Source organism: Pseudomonas sp. PvP028 (genome assembly GCF_017832255.1).
In the GTDB taxonomy this organism is placed as follows: Bacteria; Pseudomonadota; Gammaproteobacteria; order Pseudomonadales; family Pseudomonadaceae; genus Aquipseudomonas; species Aquipseudomonas syringae.
Genome location: NZ_JAFIBL010000001.1, coordinates 262,578 through 286,479 on the forward strand (window position 1 = coordinate 262,578; position 23,902 = coordinate 286,479).

Annotated in this window: 27 protein-coding genes; 16 read left to right on the plus strand and 11 right to left on the minus strand. The window is 60.0% G+C overall.

Going from position 1 to position 23,902, the window contains the following annotated elements; genetic code table 11:
* Nucleotides 1–42: 42 nt before the first annotated feature.
* The gene (locus tag JOE34_RS01210; RefSeq protein ID WP_209994992.1) at nt 43–864 is read left to right on the plus strand and encodes an ABC transporter substrate-binding protein; all 822 of its coding nucleotides are present in this window, start codon (nt 43–45) and stop codon (nt 862–864) included.
* Nucleotides 861–1,694 (plus strand): amino acid ABC transporter permease, encoded by an 834-nt coding sequence (locus JOE34_RS01215; protein WP_003318211.1) that lies wholly within the window; start codon nt 861–863, stop codon nt 1,692–1,694. The genes JOE34_RS01210 and JOE34_RS01215 overlap by 4 nt, the downstream gene beginning before the upstream one ends.
* Nucleotides 1,695–2,004: 310 nt before the next feature.
* Here the strand turns inward: JOE34_RS01215 and JOE34_RS01220 are convergent, their stop codons facing one another.
* The 3 genes from JOE34_RS01220 to JOE34_RS01230 form a co-directional block, all read right to left on the minus strand.
* Nucleotides 2,005–2,292, minus strand: a complete 288-nt coding sequence (locus JOE34_RS01220) for a PA4642 family protein (protein ID WP_209994994.1) — start codon at nt 2,290–2,292, stop codon at nt 2,005–2,007.
* Between the two features lie 66 nt (nt 2,293–2,358).
* Nucleotides 2,359–2,862: a hypothetical protein gene (locus JOE34_RS01225; RefSeq protein WP_209994995.1), complete on the minus strand. Its 504-nt coding sequence runs from the start codon at nt 2,860–2,862 to the stop codon at nt 2,359–2,361.
* 66 nt (nt 2,863–2,928) lie between these two features.
* Nucleotides 2,929–3,486 carry a hypoxanthine-guanine phosphoribosyltransferase gene (locus JOE34_RS01230; protein WP_003421702.1) on the minus strand — a complete coding sequence of 186 codons (558 nt, stop codon included), beginning with the start codon at nt 3,484–3,486 and terminating at the stop codon, nt 2,929–2,931.
* A gap of 207 nt (nt 3,487–3,693) precedes the next feature.
* Between JOE34_RS01230 and upp the strand changes: the two genes are divergently transcribed.
* Both upp and JOE34_RS01240 read left to right on the plus strand, forming a co-directional pair.
* Nucleotides 3,694–4,332: a uracil phosphoribosyltransferase gene (gene upp, locus JOE34_RS01235; protein WP_003346127.1), complete on the plus strand. Its 639-nt coding sequence runs from the start codon at nt 3,694–3,696 to the stop codon at nt 4,330–4,332.
* 4 nt (nt 4,333–4,336) lie between these two features.
* Nucleotides 4,337–5,614 (plus strand): uracil-xanthine permease family protein, encoded by a 1,278-nt coding sequence (locus JOE34_RS01240; protein WP_209994997.1) that lies wholly within the window; start codon nt 4,337–4,339, stop codon nt 5,612–5,614.
* Nucleotides 5,615–5,946: 332 nt separating this feature from the next.
* Here JOE34_RS01240 and hemH read toward each other — a convergent pair whose 3' ends face one another.
* Together hemH and JOE34_RS01250 are read right to left on the minus strand one after the other, a co-directional pair.
* Nucleotides 5,947–6,969: a ferrochelatase gene (gene hemH / locus JOE34_RS01245; RefSeq protein ID WP_003408660.1), complete on the minus strand. Its 1,023-nt coding sequence runs from the start codon at nt 6,967–6,969 to the stop codon at nt 5,947–5,949.
* Nucleotides 6,970–6,996: 27 nt separating this feature from the next.
* Nucleotides 6,997–7,899, minus strand: coding sequence for a TIGR01777 family oxidoreductase (locus tag JOE34_RS01250; RefSeq protein WP_209994999.1), 903 nt, complete (start codon nt 7,897–7,899; stop codon nt 6,997–6,999).
* A 289-nt stretch (nt 7,900–8,188) separates the two neighbouring features.
* On the opposite strand from JOE34_RS01250, the gene JOE34_RS01255 reads away from it, so the two are divergent.
* The 12 genes from JOE34_RS01255 (at nt 8,189) to JOE34_RS01310 (ending at nt 18,143) form a co-directional block, all read left to right on the plus strand.
* Complete coding sequence (locus tag JOE34_RS01255; RefSeq protein ID WP_209995007.1) at nt 8,189–9,175, plus strand: FAD-dependent oxidoreductase; 987 nt, start codon at nt 8,189–8,191, stop codon at nt 9,173–9,175.
* Complete coding sequence (locus JOE34_RS01260; protein ID WP_003318221.1) at nt 9,172–9,387, plus strand: TIGR02450 family Trp-rich protein; 216 nt, start codon at nt 9,172–9,174, stop codon at nt 9,385–9,387. Before JOE34_RS01255 ends, JOE34_RS01260 begins: the two co-directional genes overlap by 4 nt.
* A 117-nt stretch (nt 9,388–9,504) precedes the next feature.
* Entirely contained in the window at nt 9,505–10,467 is a 963-nt protein-coding gene (locus tag JOE34_RS01265; protein ID WP_003345239.1) for a DUF523 and DUF1722 domain-containing protein, read from the plus strand.
* A 3-nt stretch (nt 10,468–10,470) separates the two neighbouring features.
* Nucleotides 10,471–11,373, plus strand: coding sequence for a MerR family transcriptional regulator (locus tag JOE34_RS01270; RefSeq protein ID WP_003421700.1), 903 nt, complete (start codon nt 10,471–10,473; stop codon nt 11,371–11,373).
* Between the two features lie 9 nt (nt 11,374–11,382).
* Nucleotides 11,383–12,831, plus strand: coding sequence for a deoxyribodipyrimidine photo-lyase (gene phrB, locus JOE34_RS01275; protein WP_004402670.1), 1,449 nt, complete (start codon nt 11,383–11,385; stop codon nt 12,829–12,831).
* Entirely contained in the window at nt 12,824–13,246 is a 423-nt protein-coding gene (locus tag JOE34_RS01280) for a nuclear transport factor 2 family protein (protein WP_003408652.1), read from the plus strand. The genes phrB and JOE34_RS01280 overlap by 8 nt, the downstream gene beginning before the upstream one ends.
* Nucleotides 13,243–14,031 (plus strand): SDR family NAD(P)-dependent oxidoreductase, encoded by a 789-nt coding sequence (locus JOE34_RS01285; protein ID WP_016567262.1) that lies wholly within the window; start codon nt 13,243–13,245, stop codon nt 14,029–14,031. The genes JOE34_RS01280 and JOE34_RS01285 overlap by 4 nt, the downstream gene beginning before the upstream one ends.
* Complete coding sequence (locus tag JOE34_RS01290) at nt 14,028–15,275, plus strand: FAD-dependent oxidoreductase (RefSeq protein ID WP_209995009.1); 1,248 nt, start codon at nt 14,028–14,030, stop codon at nt 15,273–15,275. The genes JOE34_RS01285 and JOE34_RS01290 overlap by 4 nt, the downstream gene beginning before the upstream one ends.
* The gene (locus JOE34_RS01295; RefSeq protein ID WP_209995010.1) at nt 15,272–16,072 is read left to right on the plus strand and encodes a DUF1365 domain-containing protein; all 801 of its coding nucleotides are present in this window, start codon (nt 15,272–15,274) and stop codon (nt 16,070–16,072) included. The genes JOE34_RS01290 and JOE34_RS01295 overlap by 4 nt, the downstream gene beginning before the upstream one ends.
* A complete protein-coding gene (locus JOE34_RS01300) occupies nt 16,059–17,327 on the plus strand; it encodes a cyclopropane-fatty-acyl-phospholipid synthase family protein (RefSeq protein WP_003421694.1) in 1,269 nt (422 codons plus the stop codon). The genes JOE34_RS01295 and JOE34_RS01300 overlap by 14 nt, the downstream gene beginning before the upstream one ends.
* Nucleotides 17,320–17,829, plus strand: coding sequence for a DUF2878 domain-containing protein (locus tag JOE34_RS01305; RefSeq protein ID WP_003318232.1), 510 nt, complete (start codon nt 17,320–17,322; stop codon nt 17,827–17,829). Before JOE34_RS01300 ends, JOE34_RS01305 begins: the two co-directional genes overlap by 8 nt.
* Nucleotides 17,784–18,143, plus strand: coding sequence for a YkgJ family cysteine cluster protein (locus JOE34_RS01310; protein WP_044309893.1), 360 nt, complete (start codon nt 17,784–17,786; stop codon nt 18,141–18,143). Before JOE34_RS01305 ends, JOE34_RS01310 begins: the two co-directional genes overlap by 46 nt.
* A gap of 301 nt (nt 18,144–18,444) precedes the next feature.
* Here JOE34_RS01310 and JOE34_RS01315 read toward each other — a convergent pair whose 3' ends face one another.
* The 6 genes from JOE34_RS01315 to hemA form a co-directional block, all read right to left on the minus strand.
* Nucleotides 18,445–18,963, minus strand: coding sequence for an acyloxyacyl hydrolase (locus JOE34_RS01315; protein WP_002552154.1), 519 nt, complete (start codon nt 18,961–18,963; stop codon nt 18,445–18,447).
* 117 nt (nt 18,964–19,080) lie between these two features.
* Complete coding sequence (gene murI, locus JOE34_RS01320) at nt 19,081–19,896, minus strand: glutamate racemase (protein ID WP_003421692.1); 816 nt, start codon at nt 19,894–19,896, stop codon at nt 19,081–19,083.
* On the minus strand, nt 19,889–20,659 hold the full coding sequence (locus JOE34_RS01325; RefSeq protein WP_183134209.1) for a molybdopterin-synthase adenylyltransferase MoeB: 771 nt from the start codon (nt 20,657–20,659) through the stop codon (nt 19,889–19,891). Before JOE34_RS01325 ends, murI begins: the two co-directional genes overlap by 8 nt.
* Nucleotides 20,653–21,486, minus strand: coding sequence for a peptide chain release factor N(5)-glutamine methyltransferase (gene prmC, locus JOE34_RS01330; RefSeq protein ID WP_003415040.1), 834 nt, complete (start codon nt 21,484–21,486; stop codon nt 20,653–20,655). Before prmC ends, JOE34_RS01325 begins: the two co-directional genes overlap by 7 nt.
* Nucleotides 21,487–22,569 (minus strand): peptide chain release factor 1, encoded by a 1,083-nt coding sequence (gene prfA / locus JOE34_RS01335; RefSeq protein WP_003317120.1) that lies wholly within the window; start codon nt 22,567–22,569, stop codon nt 21,487–21,489.
* A complete protein-coding gene (gene hemA, locus JOE34_RS01340; RefSeq protein WP_003317121.1) occupies nt 22,566–23,843 on the minus strand; it encodes a glutamyl-tRNA reductase in 1,278 nt (425 codons plus the stop codon). Before hemA ends, prfA begins: the two co-directional genes overlap by 4 nt.
* Between the last annotated feature and the right edge of the window lie 59 nt (nt 23,844–23,902).

The following is a 23,902-nucleotide window of genomic DNA, read 5'->3' on the forward strand; positions in this document are numbered from 1 at the left end:
GGCCCTTTCATCAAACTACAAACACTTTTTCAGGGGATATCTGTGAACTATCGCGCTCTGCTGGGCATCGGCCTGGTTACTCTGGCGGCCTCCACGCAAGTTCTGGCCGGCGCCACGCTGGATCGCGTGCAGAAAAACAAAGAGCTGGTCAACGTTCTGATGGAAAGTTACCCGCCCTTCTCTTTCCTGAATGACAAGAATGAACTGGACGGCTTCGATGTCGACGTCGCCAAGGCCTTGGCGCAAAAGCTGGGCGTCAAACTGCGCCTCGAGACGCCCTCCTGGGACGTGATCGCCGCGGGCCACTGGAGCGGCCGTTATGACATCTGCGTCTGCTCGATGACGCCGAGCAAGGCCCGCGCCGAAGTGTTCAATTTCCCGGTGGAGTATTACGCCTCGCCTGCGGTGATCGTGGTCAACGCCACGGATGATCGTATCCATTCGGCCAAGGACCTGAGCGGCAAAAAGGTCGGCCTGACCAGCGCCTCCAGCTACGAAAGCTACCTGAACAAGAATCTGGTTATCGATGGCGCCGAAGACAAGCCACTGCAGTACCCGTTCGAAGACGTGCAGATCGCTCCCTACGACAACGACAACGTGGCCTTTCAAGACCTCGGGCTGGGTGCCGGCAAGCGGCTGGACGCGATACTTACCAATCTGGTGACCGCAAAACCGCGCCTGGATCAGGACAAGCGCTTCAAACTGGCAGGCGAGCCGCTGTATGAAGAACCCAACTCGGTGGCCATCGAAAAAGACGATCCGGAATGGGACGCCAAGGTTCGCCAAGTCTTCGCCGAACTGAAGAGCGATGGCACCCTGAGCAAGCTGTCGCAAAAGTGGATCGGTGCTGACATCAGCAAATGACTTCCTTTCAGCCCCAGCGCCCACCCGAGCAGGCCGAACAGAGCCTGCTCAAGCGAGTTTTCGGCTTCCGCACACGGCTTTACCTGACCTGGCTGGTCATGTTCGTCCTGTTCGCCGGCTTCTTCCTGAGCTTCGACCTGAAGCTGTCGATCATCCTCGACAAGCTGCCGAACCTGATCGGGCTGCATCTGGCCCCCAACGGCTTTCTGCAGGGCGCGGCGCTGACATTATTCGTGTCGGTGTGCTCGATCGTGGTTTCGGTCGCACTCGGCTTTGTCACGGCACTCGCGCGGCTTTCCAGCAGCGCGGTGGCGTTCGGCATCGCCAGCTTTTACGCCTCGTTCTTTCGCGGCACGCCATTGTTGATTCAGATCCTGCTGATCTATCTCGGTCTGCCACAACTCGGCATCGTGCCCGGAGCCATCACGGCGGGAGTGATCGCGCTGTCGCTCAACTACGGGGCGTACCTGAGCGAGATTTTCCGTGCAGGCATCATCGGCGTCTCTGCAGGACAACGTGAAGCCGCACTGGCCCTGGCATTGCGCCCGGCGCAGATCTTCTGGCGCGTCACACTGCCCCAGGCCATGCGCACGATCATTCCGCCGACCACCAACCAGTTCATCTCCATGCTCAAGGATTCTTCACTGATTTCAGTGATGGGCGTCTGGGAAGTGATGTTTCTGGCCCAGTCTTACGGCCGCTCCAGCTATCGATACATCGAAATGCTGACCACCGCAGCGGTGCTGTACTGGATCATGTCGATCGGGCTGGAGTTGTTGCAGTCACGACTGGAGCGGCATTACGGCAAGGCGTATCAGGCGCGCAAATAACTGCAGCGTTCGTCCTCACGCTTTGCGCTCAGTGTTATACGCAAGTCTGTTTTTGATTCTGGCCGAAGGCCGTGGGAGCGAACTTGTTCGCGAAGGGGGTCGTATAATCGCCGAAAATGCATCGACTAAAACACCGTCTTCGCGAACAAGTTCGCTCCCACGCCCTCTGGGCAGAAGCTCGGAAGCCCGTTATTCCGGGCGCTCTAGGACGTGTGTATAACGACTGAGAGCTCCGCATGGGAATGCAGTTCCGGACGCTCTGCGTCCAGCTCTGGCAATGCGGAGCATTGGCACGACAGTCAAACGGCAATTACGTACGGGCTTTCTCGATCAGTTCGATGTATTCATCAGCATTGCGCTGATCCTTGATCAGGGCGATGAAGTCGTTGCCATGCTCGTCCTTGCCATCAAAGTCATGGCCCGCTTCCTTGAAGAACACCAGAAAGCGTTCGAAATCGTTGATGCGCAGCCCACGGTAGGCCTTGATCAGCTTGTGCAGCGACGGCGAGCTAGCATCATACGGCTCGAAGTTGAGGAACAGTTTGATCTGCTCATCGCCGATCTCATCGCCAATCAACTGCTTCTTATCTTTACGCATTACAGGCTCCAGCAGGTCGCAGACACTTTCACGGGCGGGCAGTTTACCCTCCGGCGAGCGCCGCGCTCAACGCGCACGTGCAGAGGTGGTGTGCAGATCAGCCCAGATGTGCCCGTTGGCATAACTGAGGAACTGGCAATAGACCTTCTCGTTGCGCAGCAAGTCCACCAGCACGCGGTACTGGGACAGCGGGTAATAAAGCGTCAACGTGCTCGACAGCTCATCATAGGTCGACTTTTTAAGGCTTTTGCTATCACCGCCGTCGAAGTGCACGAGCACCTGGGAGATGGACGCACCCTTGTTCAGCGACTTGCCCTTGAGGCGCAGCGACAAGGGCGAGGTGACCGGAATCGGCTGCTGACTCGACTGCCGCTGGTTACCGGCAACGATGGTGTATTCGGTGACCCGCATCAACTGTTGCTGTTCAGGCACACCTTCGCGCAGGCTCAGATCGTCAGGCGGCAGGTATTGATCGTGCATGGGGCTGGCCGATACCGGCGCAGCAGGTGCGGCAACTGCCAGACCAGACAACAGCACCAACGCCACAGCGCCGGGAATCAGTAGCTTCATTGAGGGTTTCCATATAATTGCCAATCGACGACCGCCCCTGTTCGCAGAAGCGGTCGTCAGAATGCCTTACATCCCTTTGACCGCATAGATACCGGCAGCATTACGCCAGTAACCTTTGTAATCCATACCGAAGCCGAAGATGTAACGATCGATGCACGGCAGGCCGACGTAGTCGGCTTTCAGGTCCGGGCGAGCCTTGCGGTCGTGGTCCTTGTCGATCAGCACGGCAGTGTGCACAGCGCGGGCACCGGCGTGTTTGCAGAAGTCGATGATGGCGCCCAGGGTGTGACCTTCATCGAGGATGTCATCGATGATCAGCACGTCACGGTCCATGAACGAGACTTCCGGCTTGGCTTTCCAGAACAGATCGCCGCCGGTGGTTTCGTTGCGATAGCGCGTTGCGTGCAGGTAGGACGCTTCCAGCGGGAAGTTCAGGTGGGTGAGCAGCTTGCCGGAGAAAATCAGGCCGCCATTCATGACGCAGAACACAACAGGATTGCGCTCGGCCAGTTCGGCATTGATCTGCGCGCCGACGCGGGCAATGGCCGCATCCACTTCGGACTCGGTGTACAGGCAGTCAGCTTCGCGCATGACTTGACGGATATGCTCGAGATCAGCGGACATGACGCTCTCCAGGTAAAGCAGTTTGAGAAAAGCGGGCAAAGGTACGCATCCGTTCAAGCCAGAGCAAGCGATTCTGGACTAACGTTGCGAGTGTCTTGCAAAAGCCGCGAACGTCGAAGCTTCGTAACGATACTGCACGTGCTTTAAGACAGTAACAGCTGAATAGATTAACCTAGACCGATTTTTGCCCCGCTGGAGCCTTTCCCCATGCCCATTCGTGAGATCCGTCACCCACTGATCCGCCACAAGCTCGGCCTTATGCGCCGCGCCGACATCAGCACCAAGAACTTCCGTGAACTGGCTCAGGAAGTCGGCGCGCTGCTGACCTATGAAGCCACGGCCGACCTGACCCTGGAAAGTTACGACATTCAAGGCTGGGCCGGTACGGTGTCAGTCGAGAAGATCGCGGGCAAGAAAATCACCGTCGTGCCGATTCTTCGCGCCGGTATCGGCATGCTGGACGGCGTGCTCAGCCTGATTCCGGGTGCCAAGGTCAGCGCGGTCGGCGTGGCCCGCAACGAAGAAACCCTGCAGGCGCACACGTACCTGGAAAAACTGGTCCCGGAAATCGACGAGCGTCTGGCGATGATCATCGACCCGATGCTGGCCACCGGCAGCTCGATGGTCGCCACCATCGATCTGCTGAAGAAGGCTGGCTGCAAGGAAATCCGCGCCATGGTTCTGGTCGCTGCGCCCGAAGGCATCGCTGCCGTAGAGCAAGCGCACCCGGACGTGATGATCTACACCGCTTCCATCGATGAGCGTCTGAACGAACACGGTTACATCATTCCGGGCCTGGGCGATGCCGGTGACAAGATTTTCGGCACCAAGCAGAAGGACGCGTAACCCGATGACGCAGCAGGAGTTCAACGATCCACTGTGGCGCACGATTCTATCCGGCGCGCAAATGCTCTTCGTGGCCTTTGGCGCGCTGGTCCTGATGCCGCTGATCACCGGGCTCGATCCGAACGTGGCACTGTTCACCGCAGGCCTGGGCACGCTGCTGTTCCAGATCGTCACCGGGCGTCAGGTGCCGGTCTTTCTGGCCTCGAGCTTTGCCTTCATCACCCCGATCATCCTCGCCAAGGGCCAGTTCGGTCTGGCCGCGACCATGGGCGGCGTCATGGCGGCAGGCTTCGTGTATACCTTTCTCGGCCTGGCCGTGAAGATCAAGGGCACCGGTTTCATCGACCGCCTGCTGCCTCCCGTGGTGATCGGGCCGGTCATCATCTCGATCGGTCTGGCCATGGCTCCGATTGCAGCCAACATGGCGATGGGCAAGTCCGGCGATGGCGCGCAGTTGATTCCTTATCAGACCGCCATGCTGATTTCGATGCCGGCCTTGCTGACCACGCTGATCGTGGCGGTGTTCGGCAAAGGCATTTTCCGTCTGGTGCCGATCATCTCCGGCGTGCTGGTGGGCTTCGCGCTGTCGTTCTACTTTGGTGTGGTCGATACCAAAAAAATCGCTGACGCCGCCTGGCTGGCCTTGCCGCACTTCACTGCACCGGAATTCAACTGGCAGGCGATTCTGTTCATTGTACCGGTCGCTCTGGCCCCGGCCATCGAGCACATCGGCGGGGTGATTGCAGTGGGCAGCGTGACCGGACGCGACTACCTGAAAAAGCCGGGCCTGCATCGCACGCTATTCGGCGACGGCATCGCCACCACTGCTGCCGGTCTGTTCGGCGGCCCACCCAATACCACCTACGCCGAAGTGACGGGCGCGGTGATGCTGACCAAGAACTACAACCCGCAGATCATGATCTGGGCATCGTTCTTTGCCATTACGCTGGCGTTCATCGGCAAGTTCGGGGCGCTGCTGCAGAGCATTCCGGTGCCGGTAATGGGCGGCATTCTGTGCCTGCTGTTCGGTTCGATTGCAGCGGTGGGCATGAACACCCTGATCCGCCACAAGATCGACTTGGCCGAAGCGCGCAACCTGGTGATCATCTCGGTCACTCTGGTATTCGGGATTGGCGGCGTATTGATCGGCACCGGCAACGGCCCGAACGATTTCGGCCTGAAAGGCATTGCCCTGTGCGCCGTGACTGCCATTGTCCTGAACCTGATCCTGCCGGGCAATGACAGCTGGAAGAACAAGCAACTGGATGATCAGTTGCCGTAAGACTTGAGCGTGGGGAACGAGAGACGTCTGCAGGACCACTATCGTGCCCATGCTCCGTGCTCATCGTTATACGCAGCCCTGAAAAGCCTGGAAAATGGCGGCGTTCAGGCCTCTGCCCGCACGGCGTAGGAGCGGACCGGGCGACGCTTCGCTTGTTCGCGAAGACGATGTTTTAGGCGCTGCATTTTTGGCGACTATACCGGCCATTTCGCGAACAAGTTCGCTCCTACGGCCTTCGGCCAGAATCAAAAGCGAACTTATATATAACGATGAGTGCTCCGCGTGGGCATGCACTTCCGGACGCTCTGCGTCCGCCTTTGGTTTTCTGCTTGTCACAACATCAACGGCGCACGCTCGCACAGCCTGTTCAGCTCTTTCGCCCAGTTGGGATCGTCGTTCAGGCAAGGGATGAGGATCAGTTCCTCTCCGCCCGCCTCCTTGAACTGCTCGGCACCGCGGTCGCCGATTTCTTCCAGCGTCTCGATGCAATCAGCCACGAATGCCGGGCACATGACCAACAGCTTCCTGACGCCTTTCGCCGCCAGTTCGTCCAGGTGCGCTTCGGTGTAGGGTTCGATCCACTTGGCGCGCCCCAGACGTGACTGGAACGACACCGACCACTTGCCGTCAGGAATGCCCATACGCTTGGCGAATGCCGCCGCCGACTGTATGCACTGCGCGCGATAGCAGGTCGCGAGCACTTCGGCGGGTGCGGTCATGCAGCAGTCGTCCTTCAGGCAATGCTTGCCGGTCGGGTCGAGCTTGTGCAAGTGCCGCTCAGGCAGACCGTGAAAGCTCAGCAGCAAATGGTCATAAGATTGCTCCAGATGCGGCCGCACGCTTTCCACCAGCGCACTCAGGTACTCGGGCTGATCGTAGAACGGCTGCAGAACCGAGAACTGCATCTTCAACGATTTGGCGCGCACCACCCGTTTGGCTTCTTCGATGACCGTGGTCACCGTGCTGTCGGCAAACTGCGGGTACAGCGGGGCCAGGGTGACTTTCTTGAAGCCCTGCTCTGCCAGCCGCGTCAGCACCGTTTCAATGGACGGCTCGCCATAACGCATGGCCAGCTCGACCGGCCCGTGCGACCACTCCTTTTTCATCGCCTGCTGCAGACGCTTGCTCAGCACCACCAGGGGCGAACCTTCATCCCACCAGATGGACGCATAGGCGTGTGCGGACTGCTCGGGCCGCTTGATCAGAATCAGCGAGACCAGCAGCCTGCGCACGGGCCATGGCAGGTCGATCACATAAGGATCCATCAGGAACTGGTTCAGATAGCTGCGCACGTCTGCCACTTGAGTAGAAGCAGGCGAACCCAGATTGACCAGCAACAAAGCGTGATCGGTCATGCAACATCCTATTCATTTCAACAGCGTTCAGTGGCGACCCAGCAAATCCTGCAGGGCAATGTCGAGTTCGGTGTACTTGAATGTAAAACCAGCTTCCTGCAAACGCTCCGGCCGCGCACGGTGACCACCGAGCAGCAATACCGACAGCTCACCCAGCAATACCTTCAGGGCCAGCGCAGGCATGGGCATGAATGCCGGTCTGTGCAGAATGCCGGCCAGGGACTTGGCAAACTGACGATTGCGCACCGGTGAAGGCGCACACACATTATAAGGACCCTTTGCTTCATTCAGATTCAACAGAAAATCAATTGCGGCGATTTGATCCTGGATGTGAACCCACGGCATCCACTGCCTGCCATTGCCGATCGGCCCGCCCATGCCGAATTTGAAAGGGGGTAACAGACGCTGCAGAAAACCGGCACGATCGGACAGCACCAGCCCCGTGCGTATCAGCACCACGCGCACACCCAGCGCCTCGGCGCGTTGCGCGGTTTCTTCCCAGGCGTTGCACAGCTGACTGGCAAAGTCTTCCTTGGCAGGCAGCGAGGTTTCGTCGATTTCGCGCTCGCCACTGTCGCCGTACCAGCCGACTGCGGAACCGGAAATCATCAGCGCAGGCTTTTGCTCGCGAGTGCCTAGCCATTTCAGCAGTTGCTCGGTCAGGCCGACGCGACTTTCCCACAGCAACAGACGGCGCTTGCGGGTCCAGGGACGATCCGCAATGGGCGCGCCTGCCAGATTGATGATTGCATCCACCGGCTGCGCACCCAGCTCATCAAGGCTGGCAATGCCACGTACCGAGGGGCCGCACAGCTCGGCGACGTCGGCGGGTTTTCGGCTCCATACCGTCAACTCATGGCCTTGAGCAGACCAGGAACGGCAGAGCGCTCGTCCTATCAAACCAGTACCACCGGTCAGCAATATGTGCATGGCAGATAACCTCGCGTGGCGTAGGTGACAATTGGGTAGTCTTATTTTTACCAATAACGCTGTCCGTGACGTTGGTCCGGAAAACGAAACTGTTAGCTGAACCATAGGCCACAGCAGAATGAAACGCAGCCTCCGAGGCCTTTGCCCGAGTCGCTGAACGGTTCGACCTTGCCGGTGGCAATGTGACTCAATCGCTAAATGCCAAAACCACTGCAAGTTATACCAAACAAGAAGATTGTACAGGTTTTAACTACGGCGTAGTCTGTACAGACAAGGTAACGAGGCCCCTATGACTGTCCCTATCGCAATCATCGGTACCGGTATCGCCGGACTCTCAGCAGCCCAGGCGCTGACATCCGCCGGGCATCAGGTGCACCTTTTCGACAAGAGCCGCGGCAGCGGCGGTCGTATGTCCAGCAAGCGCAGCGACGCAGGTTCGCTGGACATGGGCGCACAGTATTTCACCGCCCGTGACCGGCGCTTTGCCACCGCAGTCAAGCAGTGGCAAACCCAGGGCCATGTCGCCGAGTGGACACCCTCACTCTACAACTTTCATGACGGCAGGCTCAGCCCTTCACCGGACGAGCAAGTACGCTGGGTCGGCACGCCAGGCATGAGCGCCATTACGCGGGCAATGCGCGGCGATCTGCCGGTGTCGTTCTCGTGCCGCATCACTGAAGTGTTTCGCGGCGAACAACACTGGAACCTGCTGGATGCCGAAGGCGAAAGCCACGGCCCTTTCAGCCATGTGATCATCGCCACCCCGGCCCCTCAGGCCACTGCCCTGCTGGCTGCCGCGCCGAAACTGGCCAGCGTCGTGGCTGGCGTGAAGATGGACCCGACCTGGGCCGTGGCGCTAGCCTTCGAAACCCCGTTGCAGACGCCCATGCAGGGTTGTTTCGTGCGGGACAGCCCGCTGGACTGGCTGGCCCGCAACCGCAGCAAGCCTCAGCGCGACGCCACACTCGATACTTGGGTACTGCACGCCACCAGCCAGTGGAGCCAGCAGAATATCGACGCCTCCAGAGAACAGGTCACCGAACAGTTGCACGGCGCATTCGCGGAGTTGATCGACTGCACCATGCCGGCGCCGGTGTTCAGCCTCGCGCATCGCTGGCTGTATGCACGGCCTGCCGGCTCTCACGAATGGGGCGCCCTGTCGGACGCCGATCTGGGCATTTACGTGTGCGGAGACTGGTGCCTGTCCGGGCGTGTGGAAGGTGCCTGGCTGAGTGGCCAGGAAGCAGCGCGCCGACTGCTGGAGCATGTGCAATGAATCAGATCAACCCGCGCAAGCTGCTGCTGTCGAAATGGACAGCCGCCACCCCGCTCAACCGGGAGAAGCACTTCCTGGTGACCGAACTGTTCAAGGACGAAGAAGGCACCGTTCTGGAAGTCGAGCTGCAGGCCGTGCTGACCCAGCGCAGCGAGCGACTGCCGTGGCAAGTGCTGCAACAGGCGGATACGTGGCGGATGGGCTGGAAGTAGCTGGAATCAGCCCTTACCGCCCTCTACAAAGAATTTGACTTGTACAGTTACACCCCTATGATGAAGACAAGTTGTACAGCACGAACTATCTGTACAAGTCTTCTGTAGAGGTGACTGATGGCGGCGTCCGTAATCGAAAAACCCAAACTCGGCATCAGTGCCTGCCTGATGGGTGCCGAGGTTCGCTTCAATGGCGGACACAAGGAATCTCATCTGTGTACACAGGCGCTGAGCAAGTATTTCGATTTCGTCCAGGCGTGTCCTGAAGTTGCTATCGGCATGGGCATCCCCCGCGAGCCGATCAGGCTGGTAGGCGACGCAGAAAACCCAAAGGCGCTCGGCACGGTCAATCGTGACCTGGACGTTACCGAGGCACTGGCAGATTACGGCATACAGATGGCCGCTGAGCTGGGTGATATCTGCGGCTACATCTTCATGCAGAAATCCCCGTCCTGCGGCCTGGAGCGCGTCAAGGTCTACCGCGAAAACGGCGCCCCGGTCGATGGCGGTGGTCGCGGAATCTATGCGCAGGCCTTCTGCGAACGTCATCCTGATCTGCCGGTCGAGGAAGACGGGCGGCTCAACGATGCCGTGCTGCGCGAAAACTTCGTCACCCGCGTGTTTGCCTACGCGGCCTGGCAACAGCTGCTGAAAGAAGGCGTCACCCGGCGCGCCCTGACCGAATTCCACTCGCGCTACAAATACCAACTGATGGCCAATGACCCGGTGCAATACAAGGCGCTGGGCAAGATGCTCGGCAGCATGGGCCGCACCGACCCGAATGAAATCGCGCCGCTGTATTTCAGCCAACTGATGGCTGCCTTGAAAAAGTGCGCCACGCGCAGTACTCACACCAACGTTCTGCAGCACCTGTGTGGTTATTTGAAACAAACCATTACCAGTGAGGACAAGCAGGAAATCCAGCAGGTCATCGCCCAGTATCATCAGGGCATCGTGCCGCTGATTGTGCCGCTGACGCTGCTCAAGCATCATTTTCGCCAACATCCGGACCCGTATGTGGCACTGCAGGTGTACATGCAGCCCCACCCGGAAAACCTCAGCCTGCGCAATGCGATTTGACTCATGAATGATACAGACACAGAGGTGCCGGGCGACTGGCTGCCGATCCGCGAGGTCGCACGGCAGACAGGCGTCAACGCCGTCACCCTGCGTGCCTGGGAGCGGCGTTACGGACTGATCGTCCCGCACCGCACCGCCAAAGGTCATCGGCTGTATTCGGACGAGCATGTGCAGCGCGTCATGAAGATTCTGACCTGGCTCAACCGTGGCGTGTCCGTCAGTCAGGTCAAGGGCCTGATCGATGACAATCGCCAGGACGCCCTGCCGCCGACCAACGACTGGGACGCCTTGCGTCAGACCTTGCTGGTCGCGATCGGCGAGCTGGCCGAACGCCGGGTCGATGATGTGTTCAATCAGGCGATGTCGCTGTACCCGCCGCGCACGCTGTGTGAACAGTTGCTGCTGCCGCTGCTGGCCGAACTGGAACAACGCTGGCAAGGCAAGTTCGGCGCACAACTGGAGCGCACGTTTTTCTACTCCTGGCTGCGCAGCAAGTTCGGCGCGCGCATCTATCACAATAACCGTCAGCTCAATGGCAGCCCGTTGCTGCTGGTCAATCAGTCCGATCTGCCGCTGGAGCCGCATCTGTGGCTCGCGGCCTGGCTGGTGAGCAGCGCTGACTGTCCGGTCGAAGTGTTCGACTGGCCGTTGCCGGTCGGCGAGCTGGCGCTGGCAGCCGAATACCTCAAGCCACGCGGCATATTGCTGTATTCCAGCAAGTCGCTGAACGTGACCCATTTGCCCAGATTGCTGGCCAATATCACCTGCCCTGTCGTGCTGGGCGGACCAACGGTGCAGATCCATAATGCCGAGTTGCTCGTACAGGCCAAGGAGATATCTGGACTGACCCTTGCCCACGACGTACTCAGCGCTCAGATCGAGCTGGGCAAGCTCGGACTTATCTAAGGACTTCTCATGCAACTGATCTGGCTGCGCAGTGACCTGCGCGCTCAAGACAACACTGCCCTGACCGCCGCCATGGAGCGCGGTCCGACGCTGGCGGTCTACCTGCTCAGTCCTGCGCAGTGGCGCAGCCATGACGATGCCGACTGTAAGGTCGACTTCTGGCTGCGCAATCTGGTCGAGCTCGAGAAGGCGCTGGGCGCGTTGAATGTTCCCTTGCTGATCCGCGAGGCGGACAGCTGGGACCAGGCGCCTGAAGTGCTGGCAAAGCTGTGCGCACAGTTCAAGGTCGAGGGCCTGCACCTCAATCAGGAATACGGCATCAACGAAACTCGCCGCGACCAGGCGGTGCAAAAGGCGATGGAAAAAGCCGGCGTGCACTTCAATAGCTACCTTGATCAGCTGTTATTCAAGCCCGGCAGCATCCTGACCAAGACCGGCAACTATTTTCAGGTATTCACCCAGTTCAAGAAGGTCTGCTATACCCGACTGCACGAGGCCATGCCGCACCCGGTGCGCACCCCGAAAGCGCAACCGGCGCAGTCGATTAAAAGCGATGCGGTTCCCGATCAGGTGAAGGGCTTTGCCACGCCCTCGAAAACCTTGCGTGACCTGTGGCCGGCCGGAGAGGCGGAAGCCAGACGGCGCATGGACGCCTTCGCCGACGAGCAGATCAGCTACTACAAGACCGAACGCGACTTTCCGGCCAAGCCCGGCACCAGCCAGCTGTCGGCCTATCTGGCGGCTGGGGTGATTTCGCCACGCCAGTGCCTGCACGCGGCCCTGGCCAGTAATCAGGGCGAGTTCGAGACTGGCGACGTGGGCACCGTGACCTGGATCAACGAGCTATTATGGCGAGAGTTCTATAAACACACGCTGGTCGGCTACCCGCGCGTCTCGCGTCATCGCGCCTTTCGCCCGGAAACCGAGGCGTTGAAGTGGCGCGACGCCCCAGAAGAACTGCGCGCCTGGCAAGAGGCACGTACCGGGCTGCCGATCATTGACGCAGCGATGCGCCAGTTGCTGGAAACCGGATGGATGCACAATCGGCTAAGGATGGTCGTTGCGATGTTTCTCACCAAAAACCTGCTGATCGACTGGCGTGAGGGCGAGCGCTTTTTCATGCGCCACCTGATCGACGGCGACCTGGCGTCGAACAATGGCGGCTGGCAGTGGAGTTCATCCACCGGCACCGACTCGGCGCCCTACTTCCGTATTTTCAATCCGCTGTCGCAGTCGGAACGCTTCGATCCCGAAGGCGTGTTCATCAAGCGCTGGCTGCCGGAACTGGCGGATATGAATAAAAAGCAGATTCACGACCCGTCATTAATCGGTGACCTGTTTGGCGCTGCCGACTACCCGAAACCCATCGTCGACCTGAGCAAGAGCCGCGCCCGCGCCCTGGCAGCGTTCAAGGCGCTCCCGGCTCGACAGCCGGCCGCCGGAGTCGAACATGGCTGATTTCCTGCATCGCTTCGCCGAAGGTTTTGCCGCGCTGAACAAGGACAACCTTGACCAGGTTGCCGAGCTGTACAGCGAAGACGTGTCGTTCAGCGACCCGATGCACGATATCCATGGCCTTGCCGCCATGCGCCGCTATTTCGGCGAGCTGTACGCCAACGTCGAGGACCTGCGTTTCGACTTCCACGCTTTCGACGAAGTGCGCCCCGGCGAGGGCTATCTGGTCTGGACCATGAGTTATTCGCATCCGCGTCTGGCCGCCGGCCGGACAATTCAGGTAGAAGGCTGTTCGCACCTCAAGTGGCGCGACAAGGTTTATCGACACCGGGACTACTTCGATGCCGGTGCATTGCTCTACGAACATCTGCCCATCATGGGTCGAGTCATCCATTGGTTGAAGAAGAGGTTGGGATGAGCACTCCTGTTGCACGACGCATCTGGTTGACCGGCGCAAGCAGCGGCATTGGCCTGGCGCTGGCCAAAGAACTGCTCAACGCCGGTCATCGGCTCGCGCTGACCGCCCGCACGCTTGAGCCATTGCAGAACCTTGCGAACGTTTATCCCACGCAGGTGCTGCTGGTGACCGGTGACATCACCGACCCCGAGCAAGTCAAGGCGATTGCCGACGACATCGCCCAGCAATGGGGAGCCCTGGACACCGCCATCTTCAACGCCGGCACCTGCGAGTACATCGATGCCCGGCAGTTTGAAGCGGCCATGGTCGAACGCGTGGTGCGTACCAACCTGCTGGCCAGCAGTTACTGCATCGAGCACGCGTTGCCGCTGCTGCGCAAAGGTCATCAGCCGCACCTGGTCGGCGTGGCCAGTGCGGTGACCTACCTGGCCCTGCCCCGCGCCGAAGCCTACGGCGCGTCGAAAGCCGGCCTGCGTTATCTGCTCGAAGCGCTGCGTCTGGACCTGGCCAGCGAAAACATCGACGTGACAGTGGTCAGCCCTGGGTTCGTCGACACACCGCTGACGCAGAAAAACGATTTCCCCATGCCGATGCGCTGGCCTGTCGAAAAGGCAGCCAAGCACATCGCCAGCAAACTCGGGCGCAACAAACGCCCACTGGATATCGCCTTTCCAGCGCTGTTCATCTTCAGCATGAGCTTACTGGCCCTGCTTCCGGCACGCGCCCGACTCGCCCTCGGCAAACGCATGGCGCGCAGCGAATCGTCGAATAAGGACGCGCAATGAAGATCGCAGTCATTGGCAGCGGGATCGCTGGCCTGACCAGTGCCTACCTGCTCAACCGCGCGCATGAGGTGACCGTGTTCGAGTCTTCGGACTGGATCGGCGGGCACACTCACACGGTGGACGTGCAGGTCGAGGGCCGCGCCTACGCCATTGACACCGGTTTCATTGTCTTCAACGACTGGACCTACCCCAATTTCATTCGCCTGCTAGGCCAGCTGGGTGTCGGCTTCCAGCCTGCGGAAATGAGCTTTTCGGTGCATGATCCGCGCACTGGCGTGGAATATAACGGCAATAACCTCAACAGCCTGTTCGCCCAGCGCAGCAATCTGCTGTCGCCGCGGTTCTGGGGCATGCTGCGCGATATCCTGCGTTTCAATCGCCAATCGGTCGATGATCTGGAAAACCAGCGCATAGCGGCAGATACCACGCTGGGCGAGTACCTGAAGACCGGCGGTTATGGCCAGCGCTTCATCGATCATTACATCGTGCCCATGGGCGCGGCGATCTGGTCGATGTCGCTGGCCGACATGCTCGGCTTCCCGTTGCAGTTCTTCGTGCGCTTTTTCAAGAATCACGGTCTGCTCTCGGTCACCCACCGCCCGCAATGGTGCGTGATTCAGGGCGGCTCCCGCAGTTATGTGGAACCGCTGACAGCCTCGTTCCGCGAGCGCATTCGTCTGTCGTGCCCGGTCACACGTGTCGAGCGTGACGGCGAAGGTGTGACGCTGCATAGCGCCATGGGCAGCGAACGTTTCGACAAGGTGGTGTTTGCCTGCCACAGCGATCAGGCCCTGGCCTTGCTGGCGCAGCCATCGAGTGCCGAGCAGTCGATTCTCGGCGCGCTGCGCTATGCCGAAAACGATGTGGTGCTGCACACCGACACGCGACTGCTGCCCAAGCGCAAACTGGCTTGGGCGAGCTGGAACTATCGCCTGGGCGGCGGCGAACAGCAGTCGGCCGCCGTCACCTATGACATGAACATTCTGCAAGGGATCGAGAGCGACACGACGTTCTGCGTCAGCCTCAACCAGACTGCGGCCATCGACCCGGCCAAAATCCTCGGCCGCTACCGCTACGCCCATCCGCAATACAGCCTAGAGGCGATCGCGGCACAGGCGCGCTGGGAGGAAATCAATGGTGTGGATAACACCTGGTACTGCGGCGCCTACTGGGCCAACGGCTTTCACGAAGACGGCGTGGTCAGCGGCCTGCGTGTCGCCCAGGCCTTTGGTGAAACGCTGTGAATAGCGCGCTCTACAGTGGCTGGATCAGCCACCGGCGGTTTGCGCCGCGCGCCCATCAGTTCACCTATCGGATAGGCCTGCTCTATCTGGATCTGGATGAACAGGACAGCGTGCTGGGGCTTTCCCCACTGGCAGGTCGGGGGCGTTTTGCGCCGTTCTCGTTTCGTGAGCGAGACTATCTGCCAGAGCTGACCGGGCAAGGGCTGACGCTCATCGAGGCGGTCCGCGAGCGGGTCGGCAAAGCATTGGGGCGCATTCCCTCGGGTCGCGTCTGCCTGCTGACCCAGGCACGCAGCTGGGGCCTGTCGTTCAACCCGGTGAGTTTTTTCTACTGCCATGAGGCCGACGGCACACTGGCCGGCATTCTGTGTGAAGTCACCAATACCCCGTGGGGCGAGCGCTACAGCTACGTGCTGCCCGCCACGGGTGAAGGCCATCAGCATTTTGCCGTGGCCAAGGCCTTTCATGTTTCACCGTTCCTGCCACGTGATCTCGAATACCGCATGAGCTTCAGCCAGCCCGCCGAACGGATCGGTGTGCACATGGCTGACTGGCAAGGCGAGTTGAAGATGTTTGACGCCACGCTCAATCTGACCCGCCAGAATCTGAACCGCAAGACGCTGCATCGCTATCTGATCGCTTATCCATGGATGACCGCGAAAACCTGTCTGGCCATTTATTGGCAGGCCATGCGCCTGTTGGTCAAACGCATACCGATCTTTTCCCATCAGGCCGCTGACGGCGAGTACCGTGCTGCCGCCGTGCAATCCAAGGACTCACTCCATGAAAAGCAGTAGCAGTAGTTTTTCTGCCAATCTGGGCACCAATGGTTTGACTGCCAACCTCCTGCGCCGAGGTGTGCTGCGGCAACTCGCAGGACTGCGCAACGGCCAGTTGGTGATTGTCGAACGGGGTGAGCGCCATGTGTTCGGCAAGAACGGCGCGCTGATTCAGGCTGAAATCCATATTCTGGACTCGGCAGCCTGGGGCATGGTCGCCAGCAACGGTTCCATCGGTGCGGGCGAGGCCTTCATTCATGGCTACTGGACGACTCCAGACCTGACGGCGGTGGTCCGGGTGTTTGTCAGCAATCTGGATGTACTGGATGCGATGGAGGGCGGAATGGCGCGCCTGACCCGCCCGCTGATTCATGCGCTGCACTGGCTCAACCGCAACACGCGCGAAGGCTCGCAGAAAAACATCGCGGCCCATTACGACCTGGGCAACACGCTGTTCGAGCAGTTTCTCGACCCGACAATGATGTATTCGGCCGCGCAGTTCCTCAGCGAAGACGACACGCTGGAACAGGCGCAGTTGAACAAGCTCGAGCGCATCTGCCAGAAACTCGCCCTGAAACCCACCGATCACCTGCTGGAAATCGGCACTGGCTGGGGCAGCATGGCTATTTACGCTGCGCAGCACTATGGCTGCCAGGTGACCACCACAACCCTGTCCAAGGAACAGTTCGCCTACACCGAGCGACGGTTGATCGAACTGGGCCTGCAGGATCGCGTGACGCTGCTGCTGACCGACTACCGTGACCTGACCGGTGAGTACGACAAGCTGGTGTCCATCGAGATGATCGAAGCGGTCGGCCATCGCTTCCTGCCCACCTACTTCAAGCAATGCGCGAACCTGCTGAAAAGCAACGGCATGATGCTGCTGCAGGCGATCACCATCCGCGAGCAGCGTTACGCGCAGGCCAAAAGCAATGTGGACTTCATCCAGCGTTACATTTTTCCCGGTGGCGCGCTGCCCTCGGTGGCGAAGATGCTCGACATCGTCGGCAGCGATACCGACATGAACCTGCTGCACATGGAAGATTTCGGCTTGCACTACGCGCGCACCCTGCGCCTGTGGCACGACAACTTCAAAGACGCCCACGGCAAACTCGCCGAACTGGGTTACGACGAGCATTTCCTGCGCCTGTGGGAGTTTTACCTGTGTTACTGCGAAGGCGGCTTCCTGGAGCGGACCATTGGCACCGCGCAGCTGCTGCTCGCCAAACCCGAAGCGCTGCGCGAACCCTTGCTTGGCCGCTTCAATGCTTAAATCTATCGCCAATGCGCTGTTGTTTCAGATCGGCTGGTTCGCCTGCGTATTGGGCGGCAACAGTTTCTGGCTGCTGATCGCTGTCGGCGTCCTGGCAGTGCATTTTCTGTGGATCAGCTCATGGGCAGCCGAAGGCCGGCTGATTCTGACCGTGACCTTGATCGGTATCGTGCTGGACAGTGCCTTGATGACACTCGGCGTTTTTGATTTCGGCACGGGCGGCTATCTCTTGCCGCTGTGGCTGGCGCTGTTGTGGGCGGTGCTGGGCACCACGCTCAATCATTGCCTGGCCTGGACAGCGAAGCCCCTATGGCGCGCAGTCGTGCTGGGCGCTATTGGCGGCCCGATGTCGTACTATGCCGGCTCGCAACTGGCACAGGTCCATCTTCCCCTCGGAGTGTGGCCAGGCATGCTGGTGCTGGGGCTGGTCTGGGCGGGTGTATTTCCCCTGCTGCAATGGCTGGCAGCCCGCGCCGCCAGACACTCGGGAGAACCGCTCTGAACGCTACACTCATTCCGCTCGCAGAGATCCACGGCGAAGAACCGGCAGTCACTTGTTCGACCTGCGCAGCCTGCTGTTGCCAGCTGGAAGTGATGCTGATCACCGACACGGGCGTGCCTGAGCGTTACATCGATACTGATGAGTGGGGTGGCGAGGTCATGCTGCGTCTGGATGACGGCTGGTGCGCTGCACTGGATCGCAACACGATGATGTGCACGATCTACGAGAAACGCCCGTTGATCTGTCGTGAATTCGAAGCGGGTGCGGAAGATTGCCTGAACGAACGCAAAGGGATTGCGACGGCTTATCTTTGATTCATCACTATCGTCCCCACGCGCTGTGCTAAGCGTTATACACAAATCTGTTCTTGATTCTGGCCGAAGGCCGTAGGAGCGGACCGGGCGACGCTTCGCTTGTTCGCGAAGGCGTCAGTTCAGACGAAGTATTTTCGGTGAATATACCGGCCCTTTCGCGAACAAGTTCGCTCCTACGCCCTGCGGGCAGAAGCCTGAAAGCGCCGTCACACGGGCTCTTCTGCGGGGGGGGATGGTCCGGAGCGGAGCGTCACGAAATGCATGCCAACGCGGGGCGCTGGCATGAGAGGCAGCTGTTTTATCAGAACGGCATCTTGTAGTGCAGTGCGTAGCTTTCTATACCATCGTTCGGCTCTTTGATGCCGGCGTTGGAGTAGTGGGTCGCACGGATACCGACTTCATGCCCGCCCGCGAAGCGCAGACCAAAACCGATACGGTCTTCGAAGTTGAAGGCAGAACCGAACTTGCGGTCTTCAACCTGGGTGTTGGAGAACACCGAGACGCCGATACCGGCTTCTACGTATGGCTTGACGTTGCCGTTGCCGAATTCGTAGACCAGAACCGGGGAGAACGACAGGCTGTGGTTATCCTTGTAGTCCTTGCCATCCCAGTAGGTGTAAGCGCCATCCCAGTAGCCGGTCAGACGACCGATGTCGCTTTGCAGCCAGGTTTTATCCCAATCAAACTGCACGCCCAGACGATAAGTCATGGTGGACTCGCCGGTCTGACCGACCGAAAACTCAACACCATCAGCCTGCGCGATTGAAGCTTGCCCTGCCAAAGCGGCCGCAATCACGGCCAGGCAAAAGAGTCTCTTCATGAGAAACGTCCTAAATATATTAAATTGTACGAAAAGTGTTGGAATTCATCAGCCGCTTTTATAGAAGCCGCGGGGGCAACGTTAGTTCACCCTAAAAGCGCCTTTTTCACGTTTTTTTTACAAACGGAAGCTTCTCACATTGCCGACGCTTTGCGACAAAAAAGGTAGGATTTTTCTGAAATTGTCCGGTATGTCACTAGACCAATACACAGTGTCTCGGGAGACACCACTGGCAAGCAGGCCGGACCGCGCCAAAAGACGCTGCAGCTGCCGCGCCACCGCGGCTCCGGTATCGATCAGGGTGACCGATTCGGAGAGCATTTCGCGCAGCAATGGCTTGAGAAACGGATAGTGCGTGCAGCCCAGAATGATCGTGTCACAGCGCGCTGCCAGTAGCGGCTCGACATAATGCTGCAGCAATTGACGGATTTGCGGGCTTAACAGGTCGCCGGTTTCGATCAGTTCGACCAGCCCGGGACACGGCTGGGTCACGACCCGCACATCGTTGGCAAAACGGTCCAGCAAGGCCGCAAAGCGGGCGCTTTGTAGCGTTCCGGTGGTCGCCAGCACACCGACAACGCCGCTGCGGGTCGCCTCGGCAGCCGGTTTGACCGCTGGCTCCATGCCGACAATCGGCCAATCCGGGTAGCGTTGACGTAGGTGCGACACACCTGCTGCCGTGGCCGTGTTGCAGGCGACGACCAGCGCCTTGGCACCCTGCTCGCGGAAAAACCCGGCAATCGTCAGGCACCGCTCTATGATGAATTCGGGAGTCTTTTCGCCGTAGGGAATGTGCCCGCAGTCCGCCAGATACAGCAGCGACTCACTGGGCAACAACTGACGGACTTCATTGAGCACTGACAGACCACCGACCCCGGAATCGAAGATTCCGACCGGTGCATCGCTGCCATGGCTCATATGCACGTCACGCATGCTCGCCCTGCACGCTGGCCGAACCACAGACGCTACACGCCGGGTCACGCTTGACCTTCAGTTCACGGAAACGCGTGCTCAAGGCGTCGATCAATAACAGCCGACCGACCATGGGCTCGCCAAAGCCGGCCAGCAGCTTTAACGCCTCCAGCGCTTGCAGGCTGCCGACCAGACCGACCAGCGGCCCGATGACACCGGCCTCACTGCAGCTCAGTTCGGCTTCGCTGCCATGCCCGTACAGACAATGGTAACAAGGGCTGTCCGCACGACGCGGATCGAACACCGACAACTGCCCTTCGAGCCGGATGGCCGCCCCGCTGACCAACGGCTTGCCGGCAGCGACACAGGCGGCATTGACCGCTTCGCGAGTGGCGAAATTATCCGAGCAATCCAGCACCAGATCGACAGCCTGCACCGCCGCGCCCAGTGAGTCGGTATCCAGCGCCGTACGATGAGCGACAAGGGTGATCTCGGGATTGATCGCGGTGAGCCGGGCGATGGCCGAGTCTACCTTGGCCTGTCCGATGCTCTGAGTGTCGTGGATGATCTGGCGTTGCAGGTTGGTCAGGTCGACGTGATCGAAATCCGCCAGATGCAGTTCGCCGACCCCTGCGGCGGCCAGATAAAGAGCCACCGGCGAGCCAAGCCCGCCGACGCCCACGATCAGCGCACGACTTTGCTTGAGTCGCAGCTGGCCGTCGATATCAACGTGTTGCAGCAGAATCTGGCGACTGTAGCGCAGCAGCTCCTGGTCACTCAGCACGGCTTGCATCCGAAGGTGATGCGCTCATGCTCGCCCAGATCACGGCGGGTCTGAATGCGCTCGAAGCCCTGGCGAATCAGCAGCTCACGCACCGCTGGCCCCTGATCGTAGCCGTGTTCCAGCAGCAGCCAGCCATCCGCGTTGAGGTGTGCAGGCGCCTGTTCGATGATCGTGCGCAAGTCATCCAGCCCGTCGGAACCGGCCACCAGCGCACTGCTCGGCTCAAAACGCACGTCGCCAGCCGACAGATGCGGATCGGCATCAGAGATGTACGGCGGGTTGCTGATGATCAGGTCGAACTGTCGACCTTGCAGGCCACCGAACCAGTGGCTTTCGAAGACTTCGGCGTTGTTCAGTTGCAAGCGCTGCCGGTTGCGTTCGGCCAGCGCGACGGCCTCTGGCACACGGTCAACCGCAGTGACCTTCCATTGCTGGCGTTCGTTGGCCAACGCCAGCGCAATCGCGCCGGTGCCGGTGCCGAGGTCCAGCACCTGAGCCGGCGCGAAGGCAGGCACCAGTTCCAGTGCCGCCTCGACCAGCATTTCGGTCTCGGGGCGCGGGATCAACGTGTGCGGAGCGACTTCCAGGTCAAGTTTCCAGAAGCCCTGCTGGCCGAGGATGTAAGCGACCGGCTCGCCTTTGCGGCGGCGTTCCATGTAGCCGGCGAATGCCACTGCGGCTTCGGTGCTGACGATGCGCTCGGGCCAGGTGTGCAGGAAACTGCGCGGTTTGCCCAGCGCTGCCGCCAGCAGCAACTCGGCATCGAGCCGTGCAGTGGGTGAATCGGGAAGCTCGGCGCTTCTGAGTACACTTGCGATGATGGTCATTTACTCACCCAGTGCCGCAAGTTGATCAGCCTGATATTCAGCGAGTAGCGGCTCTATCACTGCATCGACTCCGCCCGCCAGAACTTCATCCAGCGAATACAAAGTCAGGTTCACGCGGTGATCCGTCACTCGCCCCTGAGGGAAGTTATACGTACGTATGCGCTCGGACCGATCGCCCGAGCCGACCAGCAGCTTGCGTTCGCTGGCAATGGCATTGGCCGCCGCGCTGGTCTGCTGATCATTCAGTTTGGCAGATAGCCAGGACATTGCCCGGGCTCTGTTCTTGTGCTGCGAACGCTCTTCCTGACACTCGACGACAATACCCGACGGCAAGTGGGTGATGCGGATCGCCGAGTCGGTTTTGTTGACGTGCTGACCACCAGCGCCTGAAGAGCGATAGGTGTCGACACGCAGGTCGGCAGGGTTGATCTCGATCGCCTGCTGCTCGTCAGGCTCCGGCAACACCGCCACCGTACAGGCAGAGGTATGGATGCGGCCCTGGGATTCGGTCTCCGGGACACGCTGCACACGGTGCGCGCCGGACTCGAATTTCAGCTTGCCGTAGACGCTGTCACCCTCGACGCGCGCAATGACTTCCTTGTAGCCGCCATGCTCGCCTTCGTTTTCGGAAAGAATCTCGACCCGCCAGCCACGCCGCTCGGCGTAACGCGAATACATGCGGAACAGGTCGCCGGAGAAGATCGCCGCCTCATCGCCGCCGGTGCCCGCGCGAATTTCCAGAAACACGTTCCGACCGTCATTCGGGTCCTTGGGCAGCAGCATGCGCTGCAATTGCGCTTCCAGCTCGACCAGTTGCTGTTTGGTTTCGCGAACTTCCTCGACGGCCATTTCGCGCATGTCCGGATCACTGTCCTTGAGCAGCGCCTGTGCGCCCTCCAGATCACCCTGCACCCTGAGCAACTGCGCATAGAGCGTAACGACCGGCTCCACTTCGGCGTATTCACGGGAATAGGCGCGAAAGCGTGTCTGATCGCTGATGACTTCCGCGTCGCCAAGCAGCGCGGTCAGTTCCTCGAAACGGTCGCTGAGCACATCCAGCTTATTGAGCAGTGAAGCTTTCATTGCGGGGTTTTATCCGTCGAGCCCTCACCGAGGGCAAATAGTTCCTGGGCCATGGCCAGCGCATCGACGCGGCCTTCGGCAGACAGCTTCTTGAGCTGCACGCTGGGTGCATGCAGCAATTTGTTGGTCAGGCCACGCGCCAGCTGGATCAGTACGTCCTCGGCATTGCTGCCGTTGGCCAGCATACGTTGCGCCTTGCTCAGCTCTTCGTCACGCAGCCGTTCGCTTTGCTGACGATAGGCACGCAGCACGTCGACTGCAGCCAGTTCGCGCAGGCGCGACATGAAGTCCTCGGCACCCACGCTGACCAGTTGCTCGGCGGCCAGCGCCGCGCCCTGACGGCTCTTGAGATTCTCTGCCACCACTTCATGCAGGTCATCGACGCTGTACAGGTAAACATCGTCCAGCTCGCCGACTTCAGGCTCGATATCCCGCGGTACGGCGATATCGACCATGAAAATCGGTTTGTGCTTGCGCAGCTTCAGCGCACTTTCCACGGCGCCCTTGCCCAGAATCGGCAACTGGCTGGCCGTCGAGCTGATCACGATATCGCTGTTGACCAGTTCCGCCGGGATGTCCGACAACAGCACGGCGTGCGCACCGAACTCGGCGGCAAGCATGCTGGCGCGTTCCAGCGTGCGGTTGGCGACCACGATACGCTTGACGCCCAGATCATGCAGATGCCGGGCGACCAGCGTGATGGTCTCGCCTGCACCGATCAACAAGGCCTGGCTGCGTTGCAGGTCACTGAAAATCTGTTTCGCCAGGCTGACTGCGGCAAAGGCCACAGAGACCGGGTTCTCGCCGATGGCGGTGTCGGTACGCACCTGTTTGGCGGCGCTGAACGTCGCCTGGAACAGACGACCGAGCAACGGCCCGACCGTGCCGGCTTCGCGGGCAACCGCGTAGGCGGACTTCATCTGACCGAGAATCTGCGGCTCGCCGAGCACCAGCGAATCGAGCCCCGAGGCGACACGCATCATGTGCCGCACGGCAGCGTCATCTTCGTGCACGTAAGCACTGGCGCGCAGCTCTTCAAGGCTGAGGTGATGATAATTGGCGAGCCAGGCAAGAATACTGTCCGCGCCGAGGTGCTCGTGTTCGATGTACAACTCGCTGCGGTTGCAGGTCGAAAGGATCGCAGCCTCGCGGCTTTCCGTCAGTTGGCAGAGCTGCTGCAATGCCTCGACCAGCTGTTCCGGGGTAAATGCCACACGCTCGCGAACGTCGACCGAGGCGGTCTTATGGTTGATACCGAGTGCAAGGAAGGCCATTCAGGGTCGCAGGTGGTGACGTGAAGCCGGTAATTGTCCTACTTCGATAAGCTCAGAAC

Coding starts and splice junctions, on each gene's coding strand:
- JOE34_RS01215 (WP_003318211.1), top strand. CDS start 861: ATGACTTCCTTTCAGCCCCAGCGCCCACCCGAGCAGGCCGAACAGAGC.
- JOE34_RS01220 (WP_209994994.1), bottom strand. CDS start 2,292: ATGCGTAAAGATAAGAAGCAGTTGATTGGCGATGAGATCGGCGATGAG.
- JOE34_RS01225 (WP_209994995.1), bottom strand. CDS start 2,862: ATGAAGCTACTGATTCCCGGCGCTGTGGCGTTGGTGCTGTTGTCTGGT.
- JOE34_RS01230 (WP_003421702.1), bottom strand. CDS start 3,486: ATGTCCGCTGATCTCGAGCATATCCGTCAAGTCATGCGCGAAGCTGAC.
- upp (WP_003346127.1), top strand. CDS start 3,694: ATGCCCATTCGTGAGATCCGTCACCCACTGATCCGCCACAAGCTCGGC.
- JOE34_RS01240 (WP_209994997.1), top strand. CDS start 4,337: ATGACGCAGCAGGAGTTCAACGATCCACTGTGGCGCACGATTCTATCC.
- hemH (WP_003408660.1), bottom strand. CDS start 6,969: ATGACCGATCACGCTTTGTTGCTGGTCAATCTGGGTTCGCCTGCTTCT.
- JOE34_RS01250 (WP_209994999.1), bottom strand. CDS start 7,899: ATGCACATATTGCTGACCGGTGGTACTGGTTTGATAGGACGAGCGCTC.
- JOE34_RS01255 (WP_209995007.1), top strand. CDS start 8,189: ATGACTGTCCCTATCGCAATCATCGGTACCGGTATCGCCGGACTCTCA.
- JOE34_RS01260 (WP_003318221.1), top strand. CDS start 9,172: ATGAATCAGATCAACCCGCGCAAGCTGCTGCTGTCGAAATGGACAGCC.
- JOE34_RS01265 (WP_003345239.1), top strand. CDS start 9,505: ATGGCGGCGTCCGTAATCGAAAAACCCAAACTCGGCATCAGTGCCTGC.
- JOE34_RS01270 (WP_003421700.1), top strand. CDS start 10,471: ATGAATGATACAGACACAGAGGTGCCGGGCGACTGGCTGCCGATCCGC.
- phrB (WP_004402670.1), top strand. CDS start 11,383: ATGCAACTGATCTGGCTGCGCAGTGACCTGCGCGCTCAAGACAACACT.
- JOE34_RS01280 (WP_003408652.1), top strand. CDS start 12,824: ATGGCTGATTTCCTGCATCGCTTCGCCGAAGGTTTTGCCGCGCTGAAC.
- JOE34_RS01285 (WP_016567262.1), top strand. CDS start 13,243: ATGAGCACTCCTGTTGCACGACGCATCTGGTTGACCGGCGCAAGCAGC.
- JOE34_RS01290 (WP_209995009.1), top strand. CDS start 14,028: ATGAAGATCGCAGTCATTGGCAGCGGGATCGCTGGCCTGACCAGTGCC.
- JOE34_RS01300 (WP_003421694.1), top strand. CDS start 16,059: ATGAAAAGCAGTAGCAGTAGTTTTTCTGCCAATCTGGGCACCAATGGT.
- JOE34_RS01305 (WP_003318232.1), top strand. CDS start 17,320: ATGCTTAAATCTATCGCCAATGCGCTGTTGTTTCAGATCGGCTGGTTC.
- JOE34_RS01310 (WP_044309893.1), top strand. CDS start 17,784: ATGGCTGGCAGCCCGCGCCGCCAGACACTCGGGAGAACCGCTCTGAAC.
- JOE34_RS01315 (WP_002552154.1), bottom strand. CDS start 18,963: ATGAAGAGACTCTTTTGCCTGGCCGTGATTGCGGCCGCTTTGGCAGGG.
- murI (WP_003421692.1), bottom strand. CDS start 19,896: ATGCGTGACGTGCATATGAGCCATGGCAGCGATGCACCGGTCGGAATC.
- prmC (WP_003415040.1), bottom strand. CDS start 21,486: ATGACCATCATCGCAAGTGTACTCAGAAGCGCCGAGCTTCCCGATTCA.
- prfA (WP_003317120.1), bottom strand. CDS start 22,569: ATGAAAGCTTCACTGCTCAATAAGCTGGATGTGCTCAGCGACCGTTTC.
- hemA (WP_003317121.1), bottom strand. CDS start 23,843: ATGGCCTTCCTTGCACTCGGTATCAACCATAAGACCGCCTCGGTCGAC.